Origin of the sequence: Kitasatospora sp. NPDC057738 (genome assembly GCF_042798815.1) — a bacterium.
Classification (GTDB): Bacteria; Actinomycetota; Actinomycetes; order Streptomycetales; family Streptomycetaceae; genus Kitasatospora; species Kitasatospora lactacystinica.
Window position 1 is genome coordinate 24,712 of sequence record NZ_JBHVJT010000034.1, and the last position, 17,422, is coordinate 42,133.

The following is a 17,422-nucleotide window of genomic DNA, read 5'->3' on the forward strand; positions in this document are numbered from 1 at the left end:
GGCGCAAGGCTAGCGCCGCCGGCGGGTGTGTGGGTTTTTCCGGTTCTTTCGGGCCCCTCTCCCCCCCTCCTTTTCCTCCCCCCCGCTCTCCGCGCCACGTAGTCCGTCGTAACGATCGATAGAGGTTGAAGACCGTGAGCACTCCTGTCATCGGCGTCCTCGCCCTCCAGGGCGACGTCCGCGAGCACCTGGTGGCGCTGGCCGAGGCCGACGCGCTCGCCCGTCCGGTGCGCCGCGCCGAGGAGCTGGCCGAGGTCGACGCGCTGGTGATCCCCGGCGGGGAGTCCACCACCATGTCCAAGCTGGCGCTGCTGTTCGGCGTGATGGACCCGCTGCGCGAGCGGGTCGCCGCCGGGATGCCGGTCTACGGCACCTGCGCGGGCATGATCATGCTGGCGGACAAGATCCTGGACGGCCGCGAGGACCAGGAGACCGTCGGCGGCATCGACATGACGGTGCGCCGCAACGCCTTCGGGCGCCAGAACGAGTCCTTCGAGTCCGGGATCGACTTCACGGGCCTGGCCGACGCGCCGGTGCATGGCGTCTTCATCCGTGCCCCCTGGGTCGAGTCGGTCGGCGCGGGCGTCGAGGTGCTGGCCGAGCTGCCCGCCGCGGACGGCCCGGAGAGCCGGATCGTGGCAGTGCGCCAGGGCAACCTGCTCGCCACCTCCTTCCACCCGGAGCTGACCGGCGACCACCGGGTGCACGCGTACTTCGTGCGGATGGTCGAGGAGCACCTCGCCGGGGACGCGCGCTGACGGCGTCGACCACGCGCTGACCGTGTGCGCTTCACCGGTGACGACACCGGTAAGATCTCATCTGTTCATTTCCCTTTGGCGACGTAAAGGAGCTGGCGATGTCCGGCCACTCTAAGTGGGCTACCACCAAGCACAAGAAGGCCGTGATCGACGCCAAGCGCGGCAAGCTCTTCGCCAAGATGATCAAGAACATCGAGGTGGCGGCGCGCACGGGCGGTCCCGACCCGGCGGGCAACCCGACCCTCTACGACGCCATCCAGAAGGCCAAGAAGAGCTCGGTCCCGATCGACAACATCAACCGCGCCGTCAAGCGCGGTGGCGGTCTGGAGGCCGGCGGCGCCGACTACCAGACCATCATGTACGAGGGCTACGGCCCGAACGGCGTCGCGGTCCTGATCGAGTGCCTCACCGACAACCGCAACCGCGCGGCCTCCGACGTGCGCGTCGCGATGACCCGCAACGGCGGCTCGATGGCCGACCCGGGCTCGGTGTCGTACCTGTTCACCCGCAAGGGTGTCGTCATCGTCCCCAAGGCCGACGGCGTGGACGAGGACAAGCTGTTCGAGGTCGTCCTCGACCAGGAGCCGGAGGAGATCAACGACCTCGGCGACTCGTTCGAGATCGTCTCCGAGGCCTCGAAGATGGTCGCCGTGCGCACCGCGCTGGTCGACGCCGGCGTCGACTACGACTCGGCCGAGGCCAACTTCCTCCCCAGCATGCAGGTCGAGCTGGACGTCGACGGCGCCCGCAAGATCCTCAAGCTGATCGACGCCCTGGAGGACAGCGACGACGTGCAGAACGTCTTCGCCAACTTCGACATCTCCGACGAGGTCGGCGCGCAGCTCGACGCCGAGTGATCACTGCCCAGTGATCGTCGGTGAGTGACCGTTCTCACTGCCCGGCCCGGTGGTCCCTGGACCACCGGGCCGGTGTCGTCGGTGGGGTTGTCGGACCCGGGCGGTAGCCTGCGGAGGTCCTTCGTGGCGAGTGACAGGGAGACGGGCGAGTGGTGCGGGTACTGGGCGTGGACCCGGGGCTGACCAGGTGCGGGGTCGGCGTGGTCGAGGGTGCGCCGGGCCGGCCGCTGCGGATGGCCGGGGTCGGGGTGGTGCGCACCCCCGCCGAGGCCGAGATCGGGGAGCGGCTGCTCCAGGTCGAGCAGGGCATCGAGGCCTGGCTGGACGAGCACCGGCCCGACCTGGTCGCCGTCGAGCGGGTCTTCGCCCAGCACAACGTCCGCACCGTGATGGGCACCGCCCAGGCCAGCGCCGTCGCGATGCTCTGCGCCACCCGGCGCGGCATCCCCGTCACCCTGCACACCCCCAGCGAGGTCAAGGCCGCCGTCACCGGCTCCGGCCGGGCCGACAAGGCGCAGGTCACGGCCATGGTGCAGCGCCTGCTGCGGCTGGACGCGCCGCCCAAGCCGGCCGACGCCGCCGACGCGCTGGCGCTGGCCATCTGCCACATCTGGCGCGGCGGGGCGACCAACCGGCTGGAGGCCGCCGTCCGGGCCGCCCGGGCCACCCCCCGCTCCACTCCTCCGAAAGGCACCGTCCGATGATCGCCTTCGTGCAAGGGCCCGTGGCGGCCATCTCCTCCGGGACCGCGGTGGTCGAGGTCGGCGGGGTGGGCATGGCCGTGCAGTGCACCCCGAACACGCTGGCCGGGCTGCGGCTGGGCGAGCCGGCCCGGCTGGCCACCTCGCTGGTGGTCCGGGAGGACTCGCTGACCCTGTTCGGCTTCGCGGACGACGACGAGCGCGGCGTGTTCGAGATCCTCCAGGCCGCGCCCGGCGTCGGCCCCAAGCTGGCGCAGGCGATCCTCGGGGTGCACAGCCCCGACGCGCTGCGCGCCGCGGTCGCGGGCGGCGACGAGAAGGCGCTGGTCGCGGTGCCGGGCATCGGCAAGGCCAAGGCGGCCAAGCTGCTGCTGGAGTACAAGGACAAGCTCGGCGCCCCGCACGGCGCGGTCCCGGCGCAGAAGCCGATCGCCACCGGCCCGGCGCCGTGGAGCGATCAGCTGCACTCCGCGCTGACCGGCCTGGGGTACGCCCCGCGCGAGGCGGACGAGGCGGTCGCGGCCGTCACCCCGGAGGCCGAGGCGCAGGCGACGCCGGACGTCGGCGCCCTGCTCCGGCTCGCCCTGCGCGGCCTCAACCGGGCCCGCTGACCCACCTGACGATCTGTCCATTTGTCGATACTGGAGACTCTGGAGCCCGCGACGATGTACGACCCGGAACCCGCCGACCGGCTGGTCACGGCCGCCGCCGACGGTGAGGACCAGGCGGTGGAGGCGGCGCTGCGCCCCAAGCTGCTGGACGAGTTCATCGGCCAGGAGCGGGTGCGCGAGCAGCTGTCGCTGGTGCTCCAGGCCGCCCGCAAGCGCGGCAGCGCGCCCGACCACGTGCTGCTGAGCGGGCCGCCCGGGCTCGGCAAGACCACCCTGTCCATGATCATCGCCGCCGAGCTGGGCGCGCCGATCCGGATCACCTCCGGCCCGGCCATCCAGCACGCCGGGGACCTCGCGGCGATCCTCTCCTCGCTCACCGAGGGCGAGGTGCTCTTCCTCGACGAGATCCACCGGATGTCCCGGCCGGCCGAGGAGATGCTCTACATGGCGATGGAGGACTTCCGGGTCGACGTGATCGTCGGCAAGGGTCCGGGCGCCACCGCCATCCCGCTGGAGCTGCCGCCGTTCACCCTGGTCGGCGCCACCACCCGGGCCGGCCTGCTGCCGCCGCCGCTGCGCGACCGCTTCGGCTTCACCGGGCACATGGAGTTCTACGCCCCGGCCGAGCTCCAGCGGGTGGTGCACCGCTCGGCCGCGCTGCTGGACGTGGAGATAGACCCGGCCGGCGCGGCCGAGATCGCCGGGCGCTCGCGCGGCACCCCGCGCATCGCCAACCGGCTGCTGCGCCGGGTCCGCGACTACGCCCAGGTCCGGCACGACGGGCAGGTCACCGTCGAGATCGCCGCCCAGGCGCTGGACGTCTACGAGGTGGACGCCCGCGGCCTGGACCGGCTGGACCGCGCGGTGCTGGACGCGCTGCTGCGGCTGTTCGGCGGCGGTCCGGTCGGCTTGTCGACACTGGCGGTCGCCGTGGGGGAGGAGTCCGAGACGGTCGAGGAGGTCGCCGAGCCGTTCCTGGTCCGCGAGGGCCTGCTCGCCCGCACCCCGCGCGGCCGGATCGCCACCGCCGCGGCCTGGCAGCACCTCGGTCTGACCCCGCCGGTCCAGACCATTCGCGGACGTGTTCCGGCGCAACCGGAGCTGTTCCCCGCCGATGAAAGTTGACCGCCATCGGCTGAACGGGTGAGTCGGTCCGGTCGGTTCCCACCCGGTGCTTCCGTGGTGGCACACGGAGGAGCCGGGAGTGAGGTCCGGGGAAACTGTGCAGGCGGAGGCTCGCCACTTTCGGTGGCAGGATGCGATGCTTGGCGTTGTCCGATCGATTCGGGGTCGCCTAGACTCCGCCGGACCGCCCCTCTCACCTGACGGGCCGACCAATACCACACAGGCCGCCGGCCGGCGGCCCGTAAAGGACCCTGGCTGCAGTGAACCTCATCATCCTTCTCCTCCCGATCATCGCGATCGTGCTCATGTTCCGGTCGCAGAAGAAGCGCCAGTCGCAGATGCAGCAGATGCAGACCGCGCTGGAGCCGGGGGCCGGTGTGCGCACCATCGGCGGTCTTTACGCCCAGGTGAAGGCGGTCAACGACGAGACCGTCGAACTGGAGATCGCGCCCGGCGTGGTCACCCACTTCACCAAGAGCGCCATCGCGGCCGTCCTGGACCCCCAGGAGTACGACGCGATCATCAACGGCCGCCCCGCCGATGACGAGCTGCCCGAGCCGGAGGCCGAGGACGCCGACGCCGAGCCGGTCGAGGACAAGCCGCTGTCGCTCAGCAAGGACAGTGCCGAGAAGGGTGACGTCGAGGGCGGGGCTCCCGCGAGCAAGTAGTACGGACGGGCAACCCGCCCGGCCGCGCGGCACAGTGCCGCGAGCCCACAGGACCTCAGGGCCGCAGAATCGCCGGACCCCTGTCCCGCCACGAGCCGGACGGGGGTCCGGTCGGGGAAGTGGCATGGACAGGGAGAAACGAGCAAGGTGGCAACACCCAAGTCGCGCCCGCGCGACGGCTACCCAGGGCGGGCGCTGGCCCTCATCCTGGTCGTCACCGTCGGACTGGTCGCCCTCATGTTCGGGACGGGCACCACCAAGCCCAGGCTCGGGATCGATCTCGCCGGTGGCACCAGCATCACGCTGACCGCGAAGTCGACCGATCCCAAGGCGATCAGCAAGTCCAACATGGACATCGCCACCGGGATCATCGAGCGCCGCGTCAACGGCATGGGTGTCTCCGAGGCGGAGGTCCAGACCCAGGGCGACAACACGATCATCGTGAACATCCCCAAGGGCGGCAACCAGCAGAACGCGGCGGACCAGGTGGGCACCACCGCCAAGCTGTTCTTCCGTCCGGTCCTGGCCGTGGCGCCCAGCGGCGTCACCGCTCCGGTGCCGACCGGCACCCCGTCCGCGGGCGCCACCGGCACCCCGGGGGCGACCCCGTCCGCCAGCGCGACCGGCAGCCCGTCCGCGAGCGCCACCAAGCAGGGCCGCCCCGCGAGCGAGGCCCTGGCCGCCGAGGGCGCCAGCCCGACCGCCGCCGCCACCGGCGCGAGCACCGCGCCCTCCGCCGCCGCCACCGGCGCCCCGAGTGCCGCGGCCACCCCGCCGAGCGCCGCCGACCTCACCGCCGCGATGACCCAGGGCACCGTGCCGCCGGAGCTGACGGCCGCGTTCGCCGCCCTGGACTGCTCCAAGCCCGAGGTCCGCACCGCCCAGACCGGCGCCGATGACAAGGCCGTCGTCGCCTGCTCGCAGAAGCCCGAGAACGGCTACTACGAGAAGCTCGCCCTCGGCCCCGTCGCCGTGAAGGGCTCGGACGTCTCCAAGGCCCAGCCGAGCCTCGACACCCAGTCGGGCGCCGGCTGGCAGGTCCAGCTGCAGTTCAACGGCACCGGCACCGACGACTTCACCAAGATCACCGGCCAGCTCGCCACCCAGGCCCCGCCGAACAACCAGTTCGCGATCGTGCTGGACAACCAGGTCGTCTCGCACCCCGAGGTCAAGAACGCGATTCCCGGCGGCAGCGCCGTGATCACCGGCCGCTTCACCCAGACCGAGGCGCAGGACCTGTCCAACGTGCTCGGCTACGGCGCCCTGCCGCTGGAGTTCGTCAAGAGCGACATCACCACCGTCTCCCCGGCGCTCGGCAGCGACCAGCTCAAGGCCGGCCTGGTGGCCGGCGCGATCGGCATGCTGCTGGTGGTCGCCTACTCGCTGGTCTACTACCGCGGCCTCGGCCTGGTCTCGATCGCCGGTCTGCTCGTCTCGGCGGCCCTGACCTACTCGATCATGAGCCTGCTCGGCAACGCGATCGGCTTCGCGCTGAACCTGCCGGCGGTCTGCGGTGCGATCGTCGCGATCGGCATCACGGCGGACTCCTTCATCGTGTACTTCGAGCGCATCCGCGACGAGGTCCGCGAGGGCGCCCCGCTGCGCCCGGCGGTCCAGCGGGCCTGGCCGCGCGCCCGGCGCACCATCCTGGTCTCGGACTTCGTGTCCTTCCTCTGTGCCGCCGTGCTCTACGTGGTCTCGGTCGGCAAGGTCCAGGGCTTCGCGTTCACCCTGGGTCTGACCACGGCGCTCGACGTCGTGGTGATCTTCCTCTTCACCAAGCCGCTGATCACGCTGCTGGCCCGCCGCAAGTTCTTCCTGAACGGCCACCCGTGGTCCGGCCTGGACCCGAAGCGGCTGGGCGCCCGCCCGCCGCTGCGCAGCAGCCGTCGCCGTAACCCCTCCTCTGCCGCCGTGAAGGAGGCCTGACACCGTGTCACGCTTCTCCAACCTGGGCCACCGGCTCTACCAGGGTGAAGTCAGCTTCGACTTCGTCGGACGCCGCAAGCTCTGGTACTCCATCTCCGGCGTGATCGTGCTGGTCGCGGCGATCGGCCTGGCCATGGGCCTGCACCTGGGCATCGAGTTCAAGGGCGGCTCGGTCTACACCGTGGCCAAGCCCGGCCTGACGGTCTCCCAGGCACAGGAAACCGCGGACGGGGTCGTCTCCTCGCACCCGCTGGTGCAGTCGACCGACAACGGCAAGATCCGCATCCAGGTCAGCACCGAGGAGCCGAAGAGCTCCGACCAGATCCGCGCCGAGCTCTCGCAGAAGCTCGACGTGCCGCTGGACACCGTCGAGGCCCAGGTGATCGGCCCCAGCTGGGGCAAGCAGATCTCCCAGAAGGCACTCACCGGTCTGATCGTCTTCATGGTCCTGGTGACGGTCTACCTGGCGATCGCCTTCGAGTGGCGGATGGCGGTGTCCGCCCTGGTCGCCCTCATCCACGACCTCCTGATCACCATCGGCGTGTACGCCCTGGTGGGCTTCGAGGTCACCCCGGGTACGGTGATCGGCTTCCTGACCATCCTCGGGTACTCGCTCTACGACACGGTCGTCGTCTTCGACACCGTGAAGGAGAACACCAAGGGGCTCACCAAGCAGAACAAGCTCACCTACAGCGAGGCCGCGAACGCGGGCCTCAACCAGACCCTGGTGCGCTCGCTCAACACCACCGTGGTGGCACTGCTTCCGGTCGCCGCACTGCTGTTCATCGGTGGCGGCCTCCTGGGCGCCGGCACCCTGAACGACATCTCGCTCGCGCTGTTCATCGGCCTCGCGGCCGGTGCCTACTCCTCGATCTGCGTCGCCACCCCGCTGCTGGCGCAGCTCAAGGAGGAGCAGCCGGATATGAAGGCGCTGCGCAAGCGGGTCCTCCAGCACCGCGCCGCCGCGGCCGCCAAGGCCGAGGCCGCGGACGAGGAGCCGACGGGCGAGGAGCAGCCTGCGGGTATGGTCGGACAGCGTGGCCGCTCGGCCGGCACCTCCCGTGCCAAGGGCCGTCCGTCCACCAAGCGCTGACCCCGACCACGACCCCGGGGCCCCACCAGACCGTGAAGGACACCACCGTGACCACCGCCGACACCGCACTGGCCGAGCTGCTGAACAGCCGGATCCGGGACGTCCCGGACTACCCGAAGCCGGGTGTGCTGTTCAAGGACATCGCGCCGCTGCTCGCCGACGCCGAGGCCTTCGGCGCCCTCACCCGGGCGCTGGCGGACCGGGCCGCGGAGCTCGGTGCGACCAAGGTGGTGGGCCTGGAGGCGCGCGGCTTCGTGCTGGCGGCCCCGGCGGCCTTCGCGGCCGGGCTCGGCTTCGTGCCGATCCGCAAGCAGGGCAAGCTGCCCGGCGAGGTGTTCCGGCGCTCGTACGAGCTGGAGTACGGCTCGGCGACGCTGGAGGTGCAGTGCGACGCCTTCGCGCCCGGTGAGCGGGTGCTGGTGGTGGACGACGTGCTGGCCACCGGTGGCACCATCGGCGCCTCGCTGGACCTGGTGAAGGAGGCCGGGGCCGAGCTGGCGGGCGTCGTGGTGCTGATGGAGCTGGGCTTCCTGGACGGCCGCGAGCGGCTGGCCGGGCACCTGGGCGGCGCTCCGCTGGAGACGCTGGTCACGGTCTGACGGATACGTCAGGAGGACGGCGGTCGGAACATCCGACCGCCGTCCTTCCGTTTCCTGGCCCGGCCGGATGAACACCCCGGCGCCCGGCTCGGTACCATGAAGATTCATCCCCTCCCGGTTGTCCCCGAACGTCCGGGCCCCGGCAGGGGCCGGCCCCGGTGCCCCGAGGAGTTGTCCTTGCCCGACGAGGTTGTGCCCACGGCCGCAGCGGCCGCCCCCGAAGACCGTCCCACGCCCTCGGGGGCCACCCCGGCACGCCCGGCGCCGACCTCCTCGCGTTCGCTCGGCCCGTCCGGCCGCGGTTCCACCGGCGGCATGCGCGCCCGCCTGGCCCGCCTCGGCGGCCAGCGCTCCAGCGTGCTGAACCCCGTCCTGGAGCCGTTGTTCCGCTCGATCCGGGCGAACGACCCCAAGGCCGACCCGGCGCTGCTGCGCGACATCGAGAAGGCGTACGCGGTGGCCGAGAAGTGGCACCGCGGACAGAAGCGCAAGAGCGGCGACCCGTACATCACCCACCCGCTGGCCGTCGCGACGATCCTGGCCGAGCTCGGCATGGACGCCCCGACCCTGATGGCCGGGCTGCTGCACGACACCGTCGAGGACACCGACTACGGCCTGGAGACCCTGCGCAAGGACTTCGGCGACTCGGTGGCCCTGCTGGTGGACGGCGTCACCAAGCTGGACCGGGTCAAGTTCGGCGAGGCCGCGCAGGCCGAGACCGTCCGCAAGATGGTCGTGGCGATGGCCAAGGACCCGCGGGTCCTGGTGATCAAGCTCGCCGACCGCCTGCACAACATGCGCACGATGCGCTACCTCAAGCGGGAGAAGCAGGAGAAGAAGGCCCGCGAGACGCTGGAGATCTACGCCCCGCTGGCGCACCGGCTGGGCATGAACACCATCAAGTGGGAGCTGGAGGACCTCGCCTTCGCGATCCTCTACCCCAAGATGTACGACGAGATCGTCCGGCTGGTCGCCGAGCGCGCCCCCAAGCGGGACGAGTACCTGGCGACCGTCATCGACCAGGTCCAGGCGGACCTGCGCGGCGCCCGGATCACCGCCTCCGTCACCGGCCGGCCGAAGCACTACTACTCGGTCTACCAGAAGATGATCGTCCGGGGCCGGGACTTCGCCGAGATCTACGACCTGGTGGGCATCCGGGTCCTGGTCGACACCGTCCGCGACTGCTACGCGGCGCTGGGCACCATCCACGCGCGGTGGAACCCGGTGCCGGGGCGGTTCAAGGACTACATCGCGATGCCCAAGTTCAACATGTACCAGTCGCTGCACACCACGGTGATCGGTCCCGGGGGCAAGCCGGTCGAGCTGCAGATCCGCACCTTCGACATGCACCGGCGGGCCGAGTACGGCATCGCCGCGCACTGGAAGTACAAGCAGCGCGCGGTGGCCGGGGCGTCCAAGGTCCGCACCGACACCCCGACCCAGGTCCGCAAGGAGGACAAGGCCGGCGCCGTCAACGAGATGGCCTGGCTGCGGCAGCTGCTGGACTGGCAGAAGGAGACCGCCGACCCGGGCGAGTTCCTGGAGTCGCTCCGCTTCGACCTGGCCAGCAACGAGGTCTTCGTCTTCACCCCCAAGGGTGACGTGATAGCCCTGCCGGCCGGGGCCACCCCGGTCGACTTCGCCTTCGCGGTGCACACCGAGGTCGGCTACCGGACGATAGGCGCCCGGGTCAACGGGCGGCTGGTGCCGCTGGAGTCGACCCTGGAGAACGGCGACACCGTCGAGGTCTTCACCTCCAAGGCGGAGAACGCCGGACCCTCCCGGGACTGGCTGGGCTTCGTCAAGTCCCCGCGCGCCCGCAACAAGATCCGCGCCTGGTTCTCCAAGGAGCGCCGCGAGGAGGCGATCGAGCACGGCAAGGAGGCGATCGTCCGGGCGATGCGCAAGCAGGGCCTGCCGATCCAGCGGATCCTGACCGGCGACTCGCTGGTCACCCTGGCCCACGAGATGCGCTACCCCGACATCTCCTCGCTCTACGCCGCGATCGGCGAGGGCCACGTCGCCGCGCCGAACATCGTGCAGAAGCTGGTGCAGGCGCTCGGCGGCGAGGAGGGGGCGACCGAGGACCTGGCGGAGACCGCCACCCCGACCCACGACAACCGCCGCGCGGTGCGCCGCCGGGCCAAGGGCGACCCGGGCGTGATCGTCAAGGGCGTCGAGGACGTCTGGGTCAAGCTCTCCCGCTGCTGCACCCCGGTGCCCGGCGACCCGATCGTCGGCTTCGTGACCCGCGGCAACGGCGTCTCGGTGCACCGCGCCGACTGCGTCAACGTGGAGGCGCTGAGCCAGCAGCCGGAGCGCATGATCGACGTCGAGTGGGCGGCCACCCAGTCCTCGGTCTTCCTGGTGGCCATCCAGGTCGAGGCGCTGGACCGCTCCCGGCTGCTCTCGGACGTCACCCGGGTGCTCTCCGACCAGCACGTCAACATCCTGTCGGCGGCGGTGCAGACCTCCCGGGACCGGGTGGCGATGAGCCGCTTCACCTTCGAGATGGGCGACCCGAAGCACCTGGGACACGTGCTCAAGGCGGTGCGCGGCGTCGAGGGCGTGTACGACGTCTACCGCGTCACCTCCGCCCGAAAGTAGCGCGCGGGTACGCGGAAGGCCCCCGGGAGCGTTCCCGGGGGCCTTCGCCGTTCAGCGCTCGGGGCGGTCAGCCGCTGAACTCCTCCTGGCTCCGGTGCGCCTGCTCCAGCAGGGTCTGCACGCCGGCCAGCTCGGACTCCAGCTTGGCGGTCCTGGACGCGTTGCCGGCCGCGCGGGCCTTGTCCAGGTCGGCCTGGATCTTGTCGGCCTTGGCCTGGAACAGGCCCACCATGCCGGCCGCGCGGGCCTTGGCCTCCGGGTTGGAGCGCTTCCACTCGGCGTCCTCGGCCTCGCGGATGGCCCGCTCGACCGTGTTCAGCCGGCCGTCCAGCTTCGGACGGACCTCGCGCGGCACGTGGCCGATGGCCTCCCAGCGCTCGTTGACCTCGCGCAGCGCGGCCTTGGCGGTCTTGAGGTCGGTGATCGGCAGGATCGCCTCGGCCTCGGCGGCGAGCGCCTCCTTGAGCTTCTGGTTCTCCACCTGCTCGGCGTCCCGCTCGCTGAACACCGAGGAGCGGGCCTGGAAGAAGACGTCCTGGGCGCCGCGGAACCGCGCCCACAGCTCGTCCTCGATGTCCCGCTGGGCCCGGCCGGCGGACTTCCAGCGCGCCATCAGGTCGCGGTAGGCGGCCGCGGTGCTGCCCCACTCCGTGGACGAGGACAGCGCCTCGGCCTCGGTGACCAGCGCCTCCTTGGTCTGCCGCGCCTTCTCGCGCTCGGCGTCCAGGGTGGCGAAGTGCGCCTTGCGGTGCTTGGAGAAGACCGAGCGGGCGTGCGAGAAGCGGTGCCACAGCTCGTCGTCGCTCTTGCGGTCCAGCCGCGGCAGGCCCTTCCAGGTGTCCACCAGGGCGCGCAGCCGGTCCCCGGCCTCCCGCCACTGGGTCGACTCGGCGAGCTGCTCGGCCTCGGTGACCAGGGCCTCCTTGGCCGTACGGGCCTCGTCCTGGGCCTTGGCGCGAGCGGCCTTGCGCTCCTCGCGCCGGCTCTCGATCTCGCCGGCGAGCGTGTCCAGCCGCTTGGCCAGGCCCTCCAGGTCGCCGACCGCGTGTCCCTCGACCACCTGGGCGCGCAGGTGCTCCAGCGCGGTCTGGGCGTCCTTGGCGGCCAGGTCGGTGGTGCGCACCCGCTTCTCCAGCAGGCCGATCTCCACCTCGATGCCCTGGTACTTGCGCTCGAAGTAGGCGAGGGCCTCCTCGGGCGAGCCGGCCTGCCAGGAACCGACGACGCGTTCACCGTCGGCCGTCCTGACGTAGACCGTGCCCTGCTCGTCCACACGGCCCCACGGGTCGCTGCTCATAGCGCGTCCTCCACATGACGTCGCGCCCGCGCCGGGGCGGCGCGCGTCCGTCGTCCACAGTTGATGTGCGACGGACCGAAAGAGTCCGCCGTCCCCGTCCGCCGTGCCTTGCTGCCGAGGGTGACGGCCAGGCGGGTGCGGGCACCCTATACAACGCCAACATAGGCGACCGGGACCGGTGCTGTCCGCATCCGGGCCGGGCGATTTCGGTCCGGGGCCCTGCGGGGACGGCGCGCAGGCCGCCCCCGCAGGGCCCCGGAGTAGGTCAACCCTTCGCCACCGTAACGGAGTTGAAGGTGACGTCGGCCATCGGGTGGCCGTCCGGCGAGCCCTCCAGGGTGCCCGCGGCGGCGATCTTCTGCACCACGTCCAGGCCCCCGGTGATCTTGCCGAAGGGGGTGTAGTTCGGCGGCAGCTTGGTGTCCTTGTAGACCAGGAAGAACTGGCTGCCGTTGGTGCCCGGGCCGGAGTTGGCCATCGCCACGGTGCCGGCCGGGTAGGTCGCGCCGGTCAGGTTCTCGTCCGCGAACTTGTAGCCGGGGCCGCCGGTGCCGCCCGGGACGGTCGCGCTGGCGGTCGGGTCGCCGCACTGGAGCACGAAGATGCCGTCGGTGGTGAGCCGGTGGCACTTGGTGTGGTCGAAGTACTGCTCGCCGGCCAGGAAGGCGAAGGAGTTCACGGTGTGCGGGGCCTTCGCGGCCTCCAACGCGATCGTCACCTTGCCGCAGTTGCTGTCCAGCGTCATGGCGTACGAGCCGCCCGGGTCGACCGTCATGGCCGGCTCGGCCTGCCACTGCTTGCCGTTGGGCGCGCCCGGCGCCGGGGCGGCGCAGCCCTCGACCGGCTTGCGGGTCGGGGTGGACGGCTCGTCGGTGCTGGTCGGCGCCGCCTGGGCGCTGTTCGCCGAGGCCTTCTTGTCGCCCTTGTCGTCCGAGCTGAACGCGCCGGTGGCGATCAGGGTGCCACCGCCGGCCAGCACCACGACGGCGAGCGAGGCGCCCAGGATCGTGTTGCGCCGCCTGCGTGCGGCCGCGGCCGCGACCCGGCGCTCCAACTGGCGCTCGTACTTGTCTCGGGCGAGCTGCCGCCGCCGTTGTTCGCTGCTGACCACCGGCCGTGTCTCCTACGGATGTGCGGGAAAAGTGGATGGATTCCGGAGCGGATCATCGCATCCCTCGGCGGCCAAGTGTAGGGACCGGGCCTGTAAGAACCCGGTGAACCTGCCGGGCCGCGGCGCCCCGTCACCCCTATCTGGTTCGCAACCGGACCCGCGGCGCCGGTAGGCTGCACCTACATCACCACTGGCAGCGATCACCACTGGTAGCCGCCGCAGCCGACCGCCGCACACCCGAAGGACGCGCGTGTTCATCGCCGGATTCCCCGCTGGAGCCTGGGGCACCAACTGCTACCTGGTCGCCCCGGCGGCGGGCGAGGAGTGCGTCATCGTCGATCCCGGCCACCAGGCGGCCCGCGGCGTCGAGGAGATGGTCCGCGAGCACCGGCTGAAGCCCGTCGCCGTGCTGCTCACCCACGGCCACATCGACCACGTGGCCTCGGTGGTCCCGGTCTGCGGCGCCCGCGGCGTCCCGGCCTGGATCCACCCCGAGGACCGGTACATGATGTCCGACCCGGAGAAGGCGCTCGGCCGCTCCCTGGGCACCCAGCTGATGGGCGAGCTCACCGTCGGCGAGCCCGACGACGTGCGCGAGCTCACCGACGGCAGCGTGCTGGAGCTGGCCGGCCTGAAGCTCACCGTGGACCACGCCCCGGGCCATACCGGGGGGTCGGTGACCTTCCGGACGCCCGGTGCCGAGGAGCTCCCCCCGGTGCTGTTCTCGGGCGACCTGCTGTTCGCCGGCTCCATCGGGCGTACCGACCTCCCGGGCGGGGACAGCGCGGCGATCATGAACTCGCTGGCCCGGGTGTGCCTGCCCCTCGACGATTCCACCGTGGTCCTCTCCGGCCACGGCGGTCAGACCACCATCGGCCGCGAGCGCGCCACCAACCCCTACCTCCGACAGGCAGCGGGGGCGGCCGGCGCCCCGGCTTTCCCGCGACGAGGAATGTGACGGAAGAGAAGTTGAGCACCTTCACCGCCCCCAAGGGCACCTACGACCTGCTGCCCCCCAGCTCCGCGACGTTCCTGGCGATCCGCGAGCGCATCGCCGCACCCGCCCGCCGGGCCGGCTACGGCTACGTCGAGACCCCGGTCTTCGAGGACGTGAAGCTGTTCTCCCGCGGTGTCGGCGAGTCCACCGACATCGTCTCCAAGGAGATGTACACCCTCACCACCAAGGGCGGCGACGAGCTGGCGCTGCGCCCGGAGGGCACCGCCTCGGTGCTGCGCGCCGCCCTCCAGGCCAACCTGCACAAGCAGGGCAACCTGCCGGTCAAGCTCTGGTACTCCGGCTCGTACTACCGCTACGAGCGCGCCCAGAAGGGCCGCTACCGCCAGTTCTCCCAGGTCGGTGCCGAGGCGATCGGCGCCGAGGACCCGGCGCTGGACGCCGAGCTGATCATCCTGGCCGACGACGCCTTCCGCTCGCTGGGCCTGGGCAACTACTCGCTGCTGCTCAACAGCCTCGGCGACAAGCAGTGCCGCCCGGTCTACCGCGCCGCCCTGATCGAGTTCCTCTCGGGCCTGGACCTGGACGAGGAGACCCGCCGCCGCGCCGAGATCAACCCGCTGCGCGTCCTCGACGACAAGCGCGAGTCGGTTCAGGCCCAGCTCACCGACGCCCCGATGCTCCGCGACTACCTGTGCGAGGAGTGCAAGGCGTACGACGAGAAGGTCCGCGAGCTGCTCACCGCCAACGGCGTCGCCTTCGTCGACGACCCGAAGCTGGTCCGCGGCCTGGACTACTACACCCGCACCACCTTCGAGTTCGTGCACAACGGCCTCGGCGCCCAGTCCGCCATCGGCGGCGGCGGCCGCTACGACGGCCTGTCCGAGATGATCGGCGGCCCCGCGCTGCCGTCCGTCGGCTGGGCCCTCGGCGTGGACCGCACCTTCCTGGCCCTGGAGGCCGAGGGCGTGGATCTCGACCTGCCGGCCGCCACCTCCGTCTACGCCGTCGCGCTCGGCGAGGAGGCCAAGAACATCCTGTTCGCCAAGGTGGTCGAGCTGCGCCGGGCCGGCGTCGCCACCGACCTCGCCTTCGGCGTCAAGAGCATCAAGAACGCCATGAAGTCCGCCGACCGGTCCGGCGCCCGCTTCGCCCTGATCGCCGGGGACCGGGACCTCGCCGAGGGCGTCGTCCAGCTCAAGGACCTGAGCACCGGCGAACAGGCCCCCGTCGCCCTCGACGCACTCGTCACCACCCTGAAGGAGAAGCAGCTGTGATCCGCACGCACGACGCGGGCACGCTCCGCCCGGAGCACGCAGGCACCACCGTCACCCTGGCCGGCTGGGTCGCCCGCCGCCGCGACCACGGCGGCGTCGCCTTCATCGATCTGCGCGACGCCTCCGGCACCGTGCAGATCGTGGTCCGCGACCTCGACTCGGTGCACGGCCTGCGCGCCGAGTACTGCGTCAAGGTCGTCGGCGACGTCCGGGTCCGCCCCGAGGGCAATGAGAACCCGGACATCCCGACCGGCGCGGTCGAGGTCGTCGTCAGCGCGATCGAGGTGCTCTCCGAGGCCGCCCCGCTGCCCTTCCCGGTCGCCGAGTACGAGCCGGGCACGGTCAACGAGGAGGTCCGCCTCCGCTACCGCTACCTCGACCTGCGCCGCGAGGGCCCGGCCAAGGGCCTGCGCCTGCGCTCCAAGGTCAACAACATCATCCGCCGGGTGATGGAGGAGAACGACTACCTCGACATCGAGACGCCGTACCTCACCCGCTCCACCCCCGAGGGCGCCCGCGACTTCCTGGTCCCGGTCCGCCTCCAGCCCGGCCACTGGTACGCCCTGCCGCAGTCGCCCCAGCTGTTCAAGCAGCTGCTGATGGTGGCCGGCATGGAGCGCTACTACCAGATCGCCCGCTGCTTCCGCGACGAGGACTTCCGCGCCGACCGGCAGCCGGAGTTCACCCAGCTGGACATCGAGGCCTCGTTCGTCGACCAGGAGGACATCCTGGCCCTCGGCGAGAAGATCATCGGCTCCGTCTGGCGCGAGGTCCACGGCTACGAGATCCCCAACCCGCTGCCGCGGATGACCTACGCGGACGCCATGGGCCGCTACGGCTCGGACAAGCCGGACGTCCGCTTCGGCCAGGAGCTCACCGACCTGACCGCGTACTTCAAGGGCACCGACTTCCGCGTCTTCCAGGCCCCGTACGTCGGCGCCGTGGTCATGCCCGGCGGTGCCTCGCAGCCGCGCAAGCAGCTGGACGCCTGGCAGGACTGGGCCAAGGCGCGCGGCGCCCGCGGCCTCGCCTACGTGCTCATCGACGCCGAGACCGGCGAGCTGCGCGGCCCGGTCGCCAAGAACCTCTCCGAGGAGCACCTGGCCGGCCTCGCCGCCGCCGCCGGCGCCAAGAACGGCGACGCGATCTTCTTCGCGGCCGGCAAGGAGCGCGCCTCGCAGGAGCTGCTCGGCGCCGCCCGTCTGGAGATCGGCCGCCGCTGCGAGCTGATCGACGAGTCCCAGTGGGCCTTCCTCTGGGTCGTCGACTTCCCGATGTTCGAGCCGATCGAGGACGACAAGGGACAGTTCCAGGGCTGGCACGCGGTGCACCACCCGTTCACCGCCCCGACCGCGGAGTCGCTGGACACCTTCGACACCGACCCGGGCTCGGCGCTCTCCAACGCCTACGACCTGGTCCTCAACGGCTCGGAGCTGGGCGGCGGTTCGATCCGTATCCACCAGCGCGACGTGCAGAAGCGGGCGTTCGACGCGATCGGCCTCTCCGAGGAGGAGGCGGCCTCGCAGTTCGGCTTCCTGCTGGACGCCTTCAACTACGGCCCGCCGCCGCACGGTGGCGTCGCCTTCGGCCTGGACCGCATCGTCACGCTGCTGGGCGGGTACGACACCATCCGGGACGTCATCGCCTTCCCGAAGACGTCCACCGGCGGCGACCCGCTGACCGGCGCCCCGACCCCGATCACCCCGGCGCAGCGTCGCGAGGCCGGCGTGGACGCCCAGCCGAAGGTCCGCGAGGACGCCAAGGGCGAGGCTCAGCCCAAGTCCTGACGTCGCGTCATCCGCTAACCTGCAACGGCCCCGGACGGCTCGCCCGT

General features: G+C 71.4%; 15 protein-coding genes. 13 read left to right on the forward strand and 2 right to left on the reverse strand.

What is annotated here, in order from left to right; genetic code table 11:
- Positions 1–134: 134 nt before the first annotated feature.
- The 10 genes from pdxT (at position 135) to ACFVGO_RS19915 (ending at position 10,948) form a co-directional block, all read left to right on the forward strand.
- Positions 135–758 carry a pyridoxal 5'-phosphate synthase glutaminase subunit PdxT gene (gene pdxT / locus ACFVGO_RS19870; RefSeq protein ID WP_359897475.1) on the forward strand — a complete coding sequence of 208 codons (624 nt, stop codon included), beginning with the start codon at positions 135–137 and terminating at the stop codon, positions 756–758.
- Between the two features lie 98 nt (positions 759–856).
- Positions 857–1,615 (forward strand): YebC/PmpR family DNA-binding transcriptional regulator, encoded by a 759-nt coding sequence (locus ACFVGO_RS19875; RefSeq protein WP_049651428.1) that lies wholly within the window; start codon positions 857–859, stop codon positions 1,613–1,615.
- A gap of 152 nt (positions 1,616–1,767) precedes the next feature.
- Positions 1,768–2,319: a crossover junction endodeoxyribonuclease RuvC gene (ruvC, locus tag ACFVGO_RS19880; protein ID WP_359897479.1), complete on the forward strand. Its 552-nt coding sequence runs from the start codon at positions 1,768–1,770 to the stop codon at positions 2,317–2,319.
- Positions 2,316–2,927, forward strand: coding sequence for a Holliday junction branch migration protein RuvA (gene ruvA, locus ACFVGO_RS19885; RefSeq protein WP_359897474.1), 612 nt, complete (start codon positions 2,316–2,318; stop codon positions 2,925–2,927). Before ruvC ends, ruvA begins: the two co-directional genes overlap by 4 nt.
- 54 nt (positions 2,928–2,981) lie before the next feature.
- Complete coding sequence (gene ruvB, locus ACFVGO_RS19890; protein WP_380351210.1) at positions 2,982–4,052, forward strand: Holliday junction branch migration DNA helicase RuvB; 1,071 nt, start codon at positions 2,982–2,984, stop codon at positions 4,050–4,052.
- A gap of 260 nt (positions 4,053–4,312) precedes the next feature.
- Positions 4,313–4,720 (forward strand): preprotein translocase subunit YajC, encoded by a 408-nt coding sequence (gene yajC / locus ACFVGO_RS19895; protein WP_359897472.1) that lies wholly within the window; start codon positions 4,313–4,315, stop codon positions 4,718–4,720.
- 147 nt (positions 4,721–4,867) lie between these two features.
- The gene (gene secD / locus ACFVGO_RS19900) at positions 4,868–6,649 is read left to right on the forward strand and encodes a protein translocase subunit SecD (protein ID WP_359897471.1); all 1,782 of its coding nucleotides are present in this window, start codon (positions 4,868–4,870) and stop codon (positions 6,647–6,649) included.
- Positions 6,650–6,653: 4 nt separating this feature from the next.
- On the forward strand, positions 6,654–7,742 hold the full coding sequence (gene secF, locus ACFVGO_RS19905) for a protein translocase subunit SecF (RefSeq protein ID WP_359897470.1): 1,089 nt from the start codon (positions 6,654–6,656) through the stop codon (positions 7,740–7,742).
- A 47-nt stretch (positions 7,743–7,789) separates the two neighbouring features.
- Positions 7,790–8,341, forward strand: coding sequence for an adenine phosphoribosyltransferase (locus ACFVGO_RS19910; protein ID WP_359897469.1), 552 nt, complete (start codon positions 7,790–7,792; stop codon positions 8,339–8,341).
- Between the two features lie 96 nt (positions 8,342–8,437).
- Positions 8,438–10,948 (forward strand): RelA/SpoT family protein, encoded by a 2,511-nt coding sequence (locus ACFVGO_RS19915; protein WP_380351201.1) that lies wholly within the window; start codon positions 8,438–8,440, stop codon positions 10,946–10,948.
- 67 nt (positions 10,949–11,015) lie between these two features.
- Here ACFVGO_RS19915 and ACFVGO_RS19920 read toward each other — a convergent pair whose 3' ends face one another.
- Positions 11,016–12,245: a DUF349 domain-containing protein gene (locus tag ACFVGO_RS19920; protein WP_359897468.1), complete on the reverse strand. Its 1,230-nt coding sequence runs from the start codon at positions 12,243–12,245 to the stop codon at positions 11,016–11,018.
- A gap of 265 nt (positions 12,246–12,510) precedes the next feature.
- Positions 12,511–13,356 (reverse strand): peptidylprolyl isomerase, encoded by an 846-nt coding sequence (locus tag ACFVGO_RS19925; RefSeq protein WP_380351199.1) that lies wholly within the window; start codon positions 13,354–13,356, stop codon positions 12,511–12,513.
- 250 nt (positions 13,357–13,606) lie between these two features.
- Here ACFVGO_RS19925 and ACFVGO_RS19930 point away from each other — a divergent pair, with 250 nt between their 5' ends.
- The 3 genes from ACFVGO_RS19930 to aspS are packed head-to-tail and all read left to right on the forward strand — an operon-like array spanning position 13,607 to position 17,375.
- A complete protein-coding gene (locus ACFVGO_RS19930; RefSeq protein ID WP_380633125.1) occupies positions 13,607–14,314 on the forward strand; it encodes an MBL fold metallo-hydrolase in 708 nt (235 codons plus the stop codon).
- Positions 14,315–14,325: 11 nt separating this feature from the next.
- Positions 14,326–15,588: a histidine--tRNA ligase gene (gene hisS / locus ACFVGO_RS19935; RefSeq protein WP_359897464.1), complete on the forward strand. Its 1,263-nt coding sequence runs from the start codon at positions 14,326–14,328 to the stop codon at positions 15,586–15,588.
- Complete coding sequence (aspS, locus tag ACFVGO_RS19940; RefSeq protein ID WP_359897463.1) at positions 15,585–17,375, forward strand: aspartate--tRNA ligase; 1,791 nt, start codon at positions 15,585–15,587, stop codon at positions 17,373–17,375. Before hisS ends, aspS begins: the two co-directional genes overlap by 4 nt.
- Positions 17,376–17,422: the final 47 nt, after the last annotated feature.

Coding starts and splice junctions, on each gene's coding strand:
- ACFVGO_RS19875 (WP_049651428.1), top strand. CDS start 857: ATGTCCGGCCACTCTAAGTGGGCTACCACCAAGCACAAGAAGGCCGTG.
- ruvA (WP_359897474.1), top strand. CDS start 2,316: ATGATCGCCTTCGTGCAAGGGCCCGTGGCGGCCATCTCCTCCGGGACC.
- ruvB (WP_380351210.1), top strand. CDS start 2,982: ATGTACGACCCGGAACCCGCCGACCGGCTGGTCACGGCCGCCGCCGAC.
- ACFVGO_RS19915 (WP_380351201.1), top strand. CDS start 8,438: ATGAAGATTCATCCCCTCCCGGTTGTCCCCGAACGTCCGGGCCCCGGC.
- ACFVGO_RS19920 (WP_359897468.1), bottom strand. CDS start 12,245: ATGAGCAGCGACCCGTGGGGCCGTGTGGACGAGCAGGGCACGGTCTAC.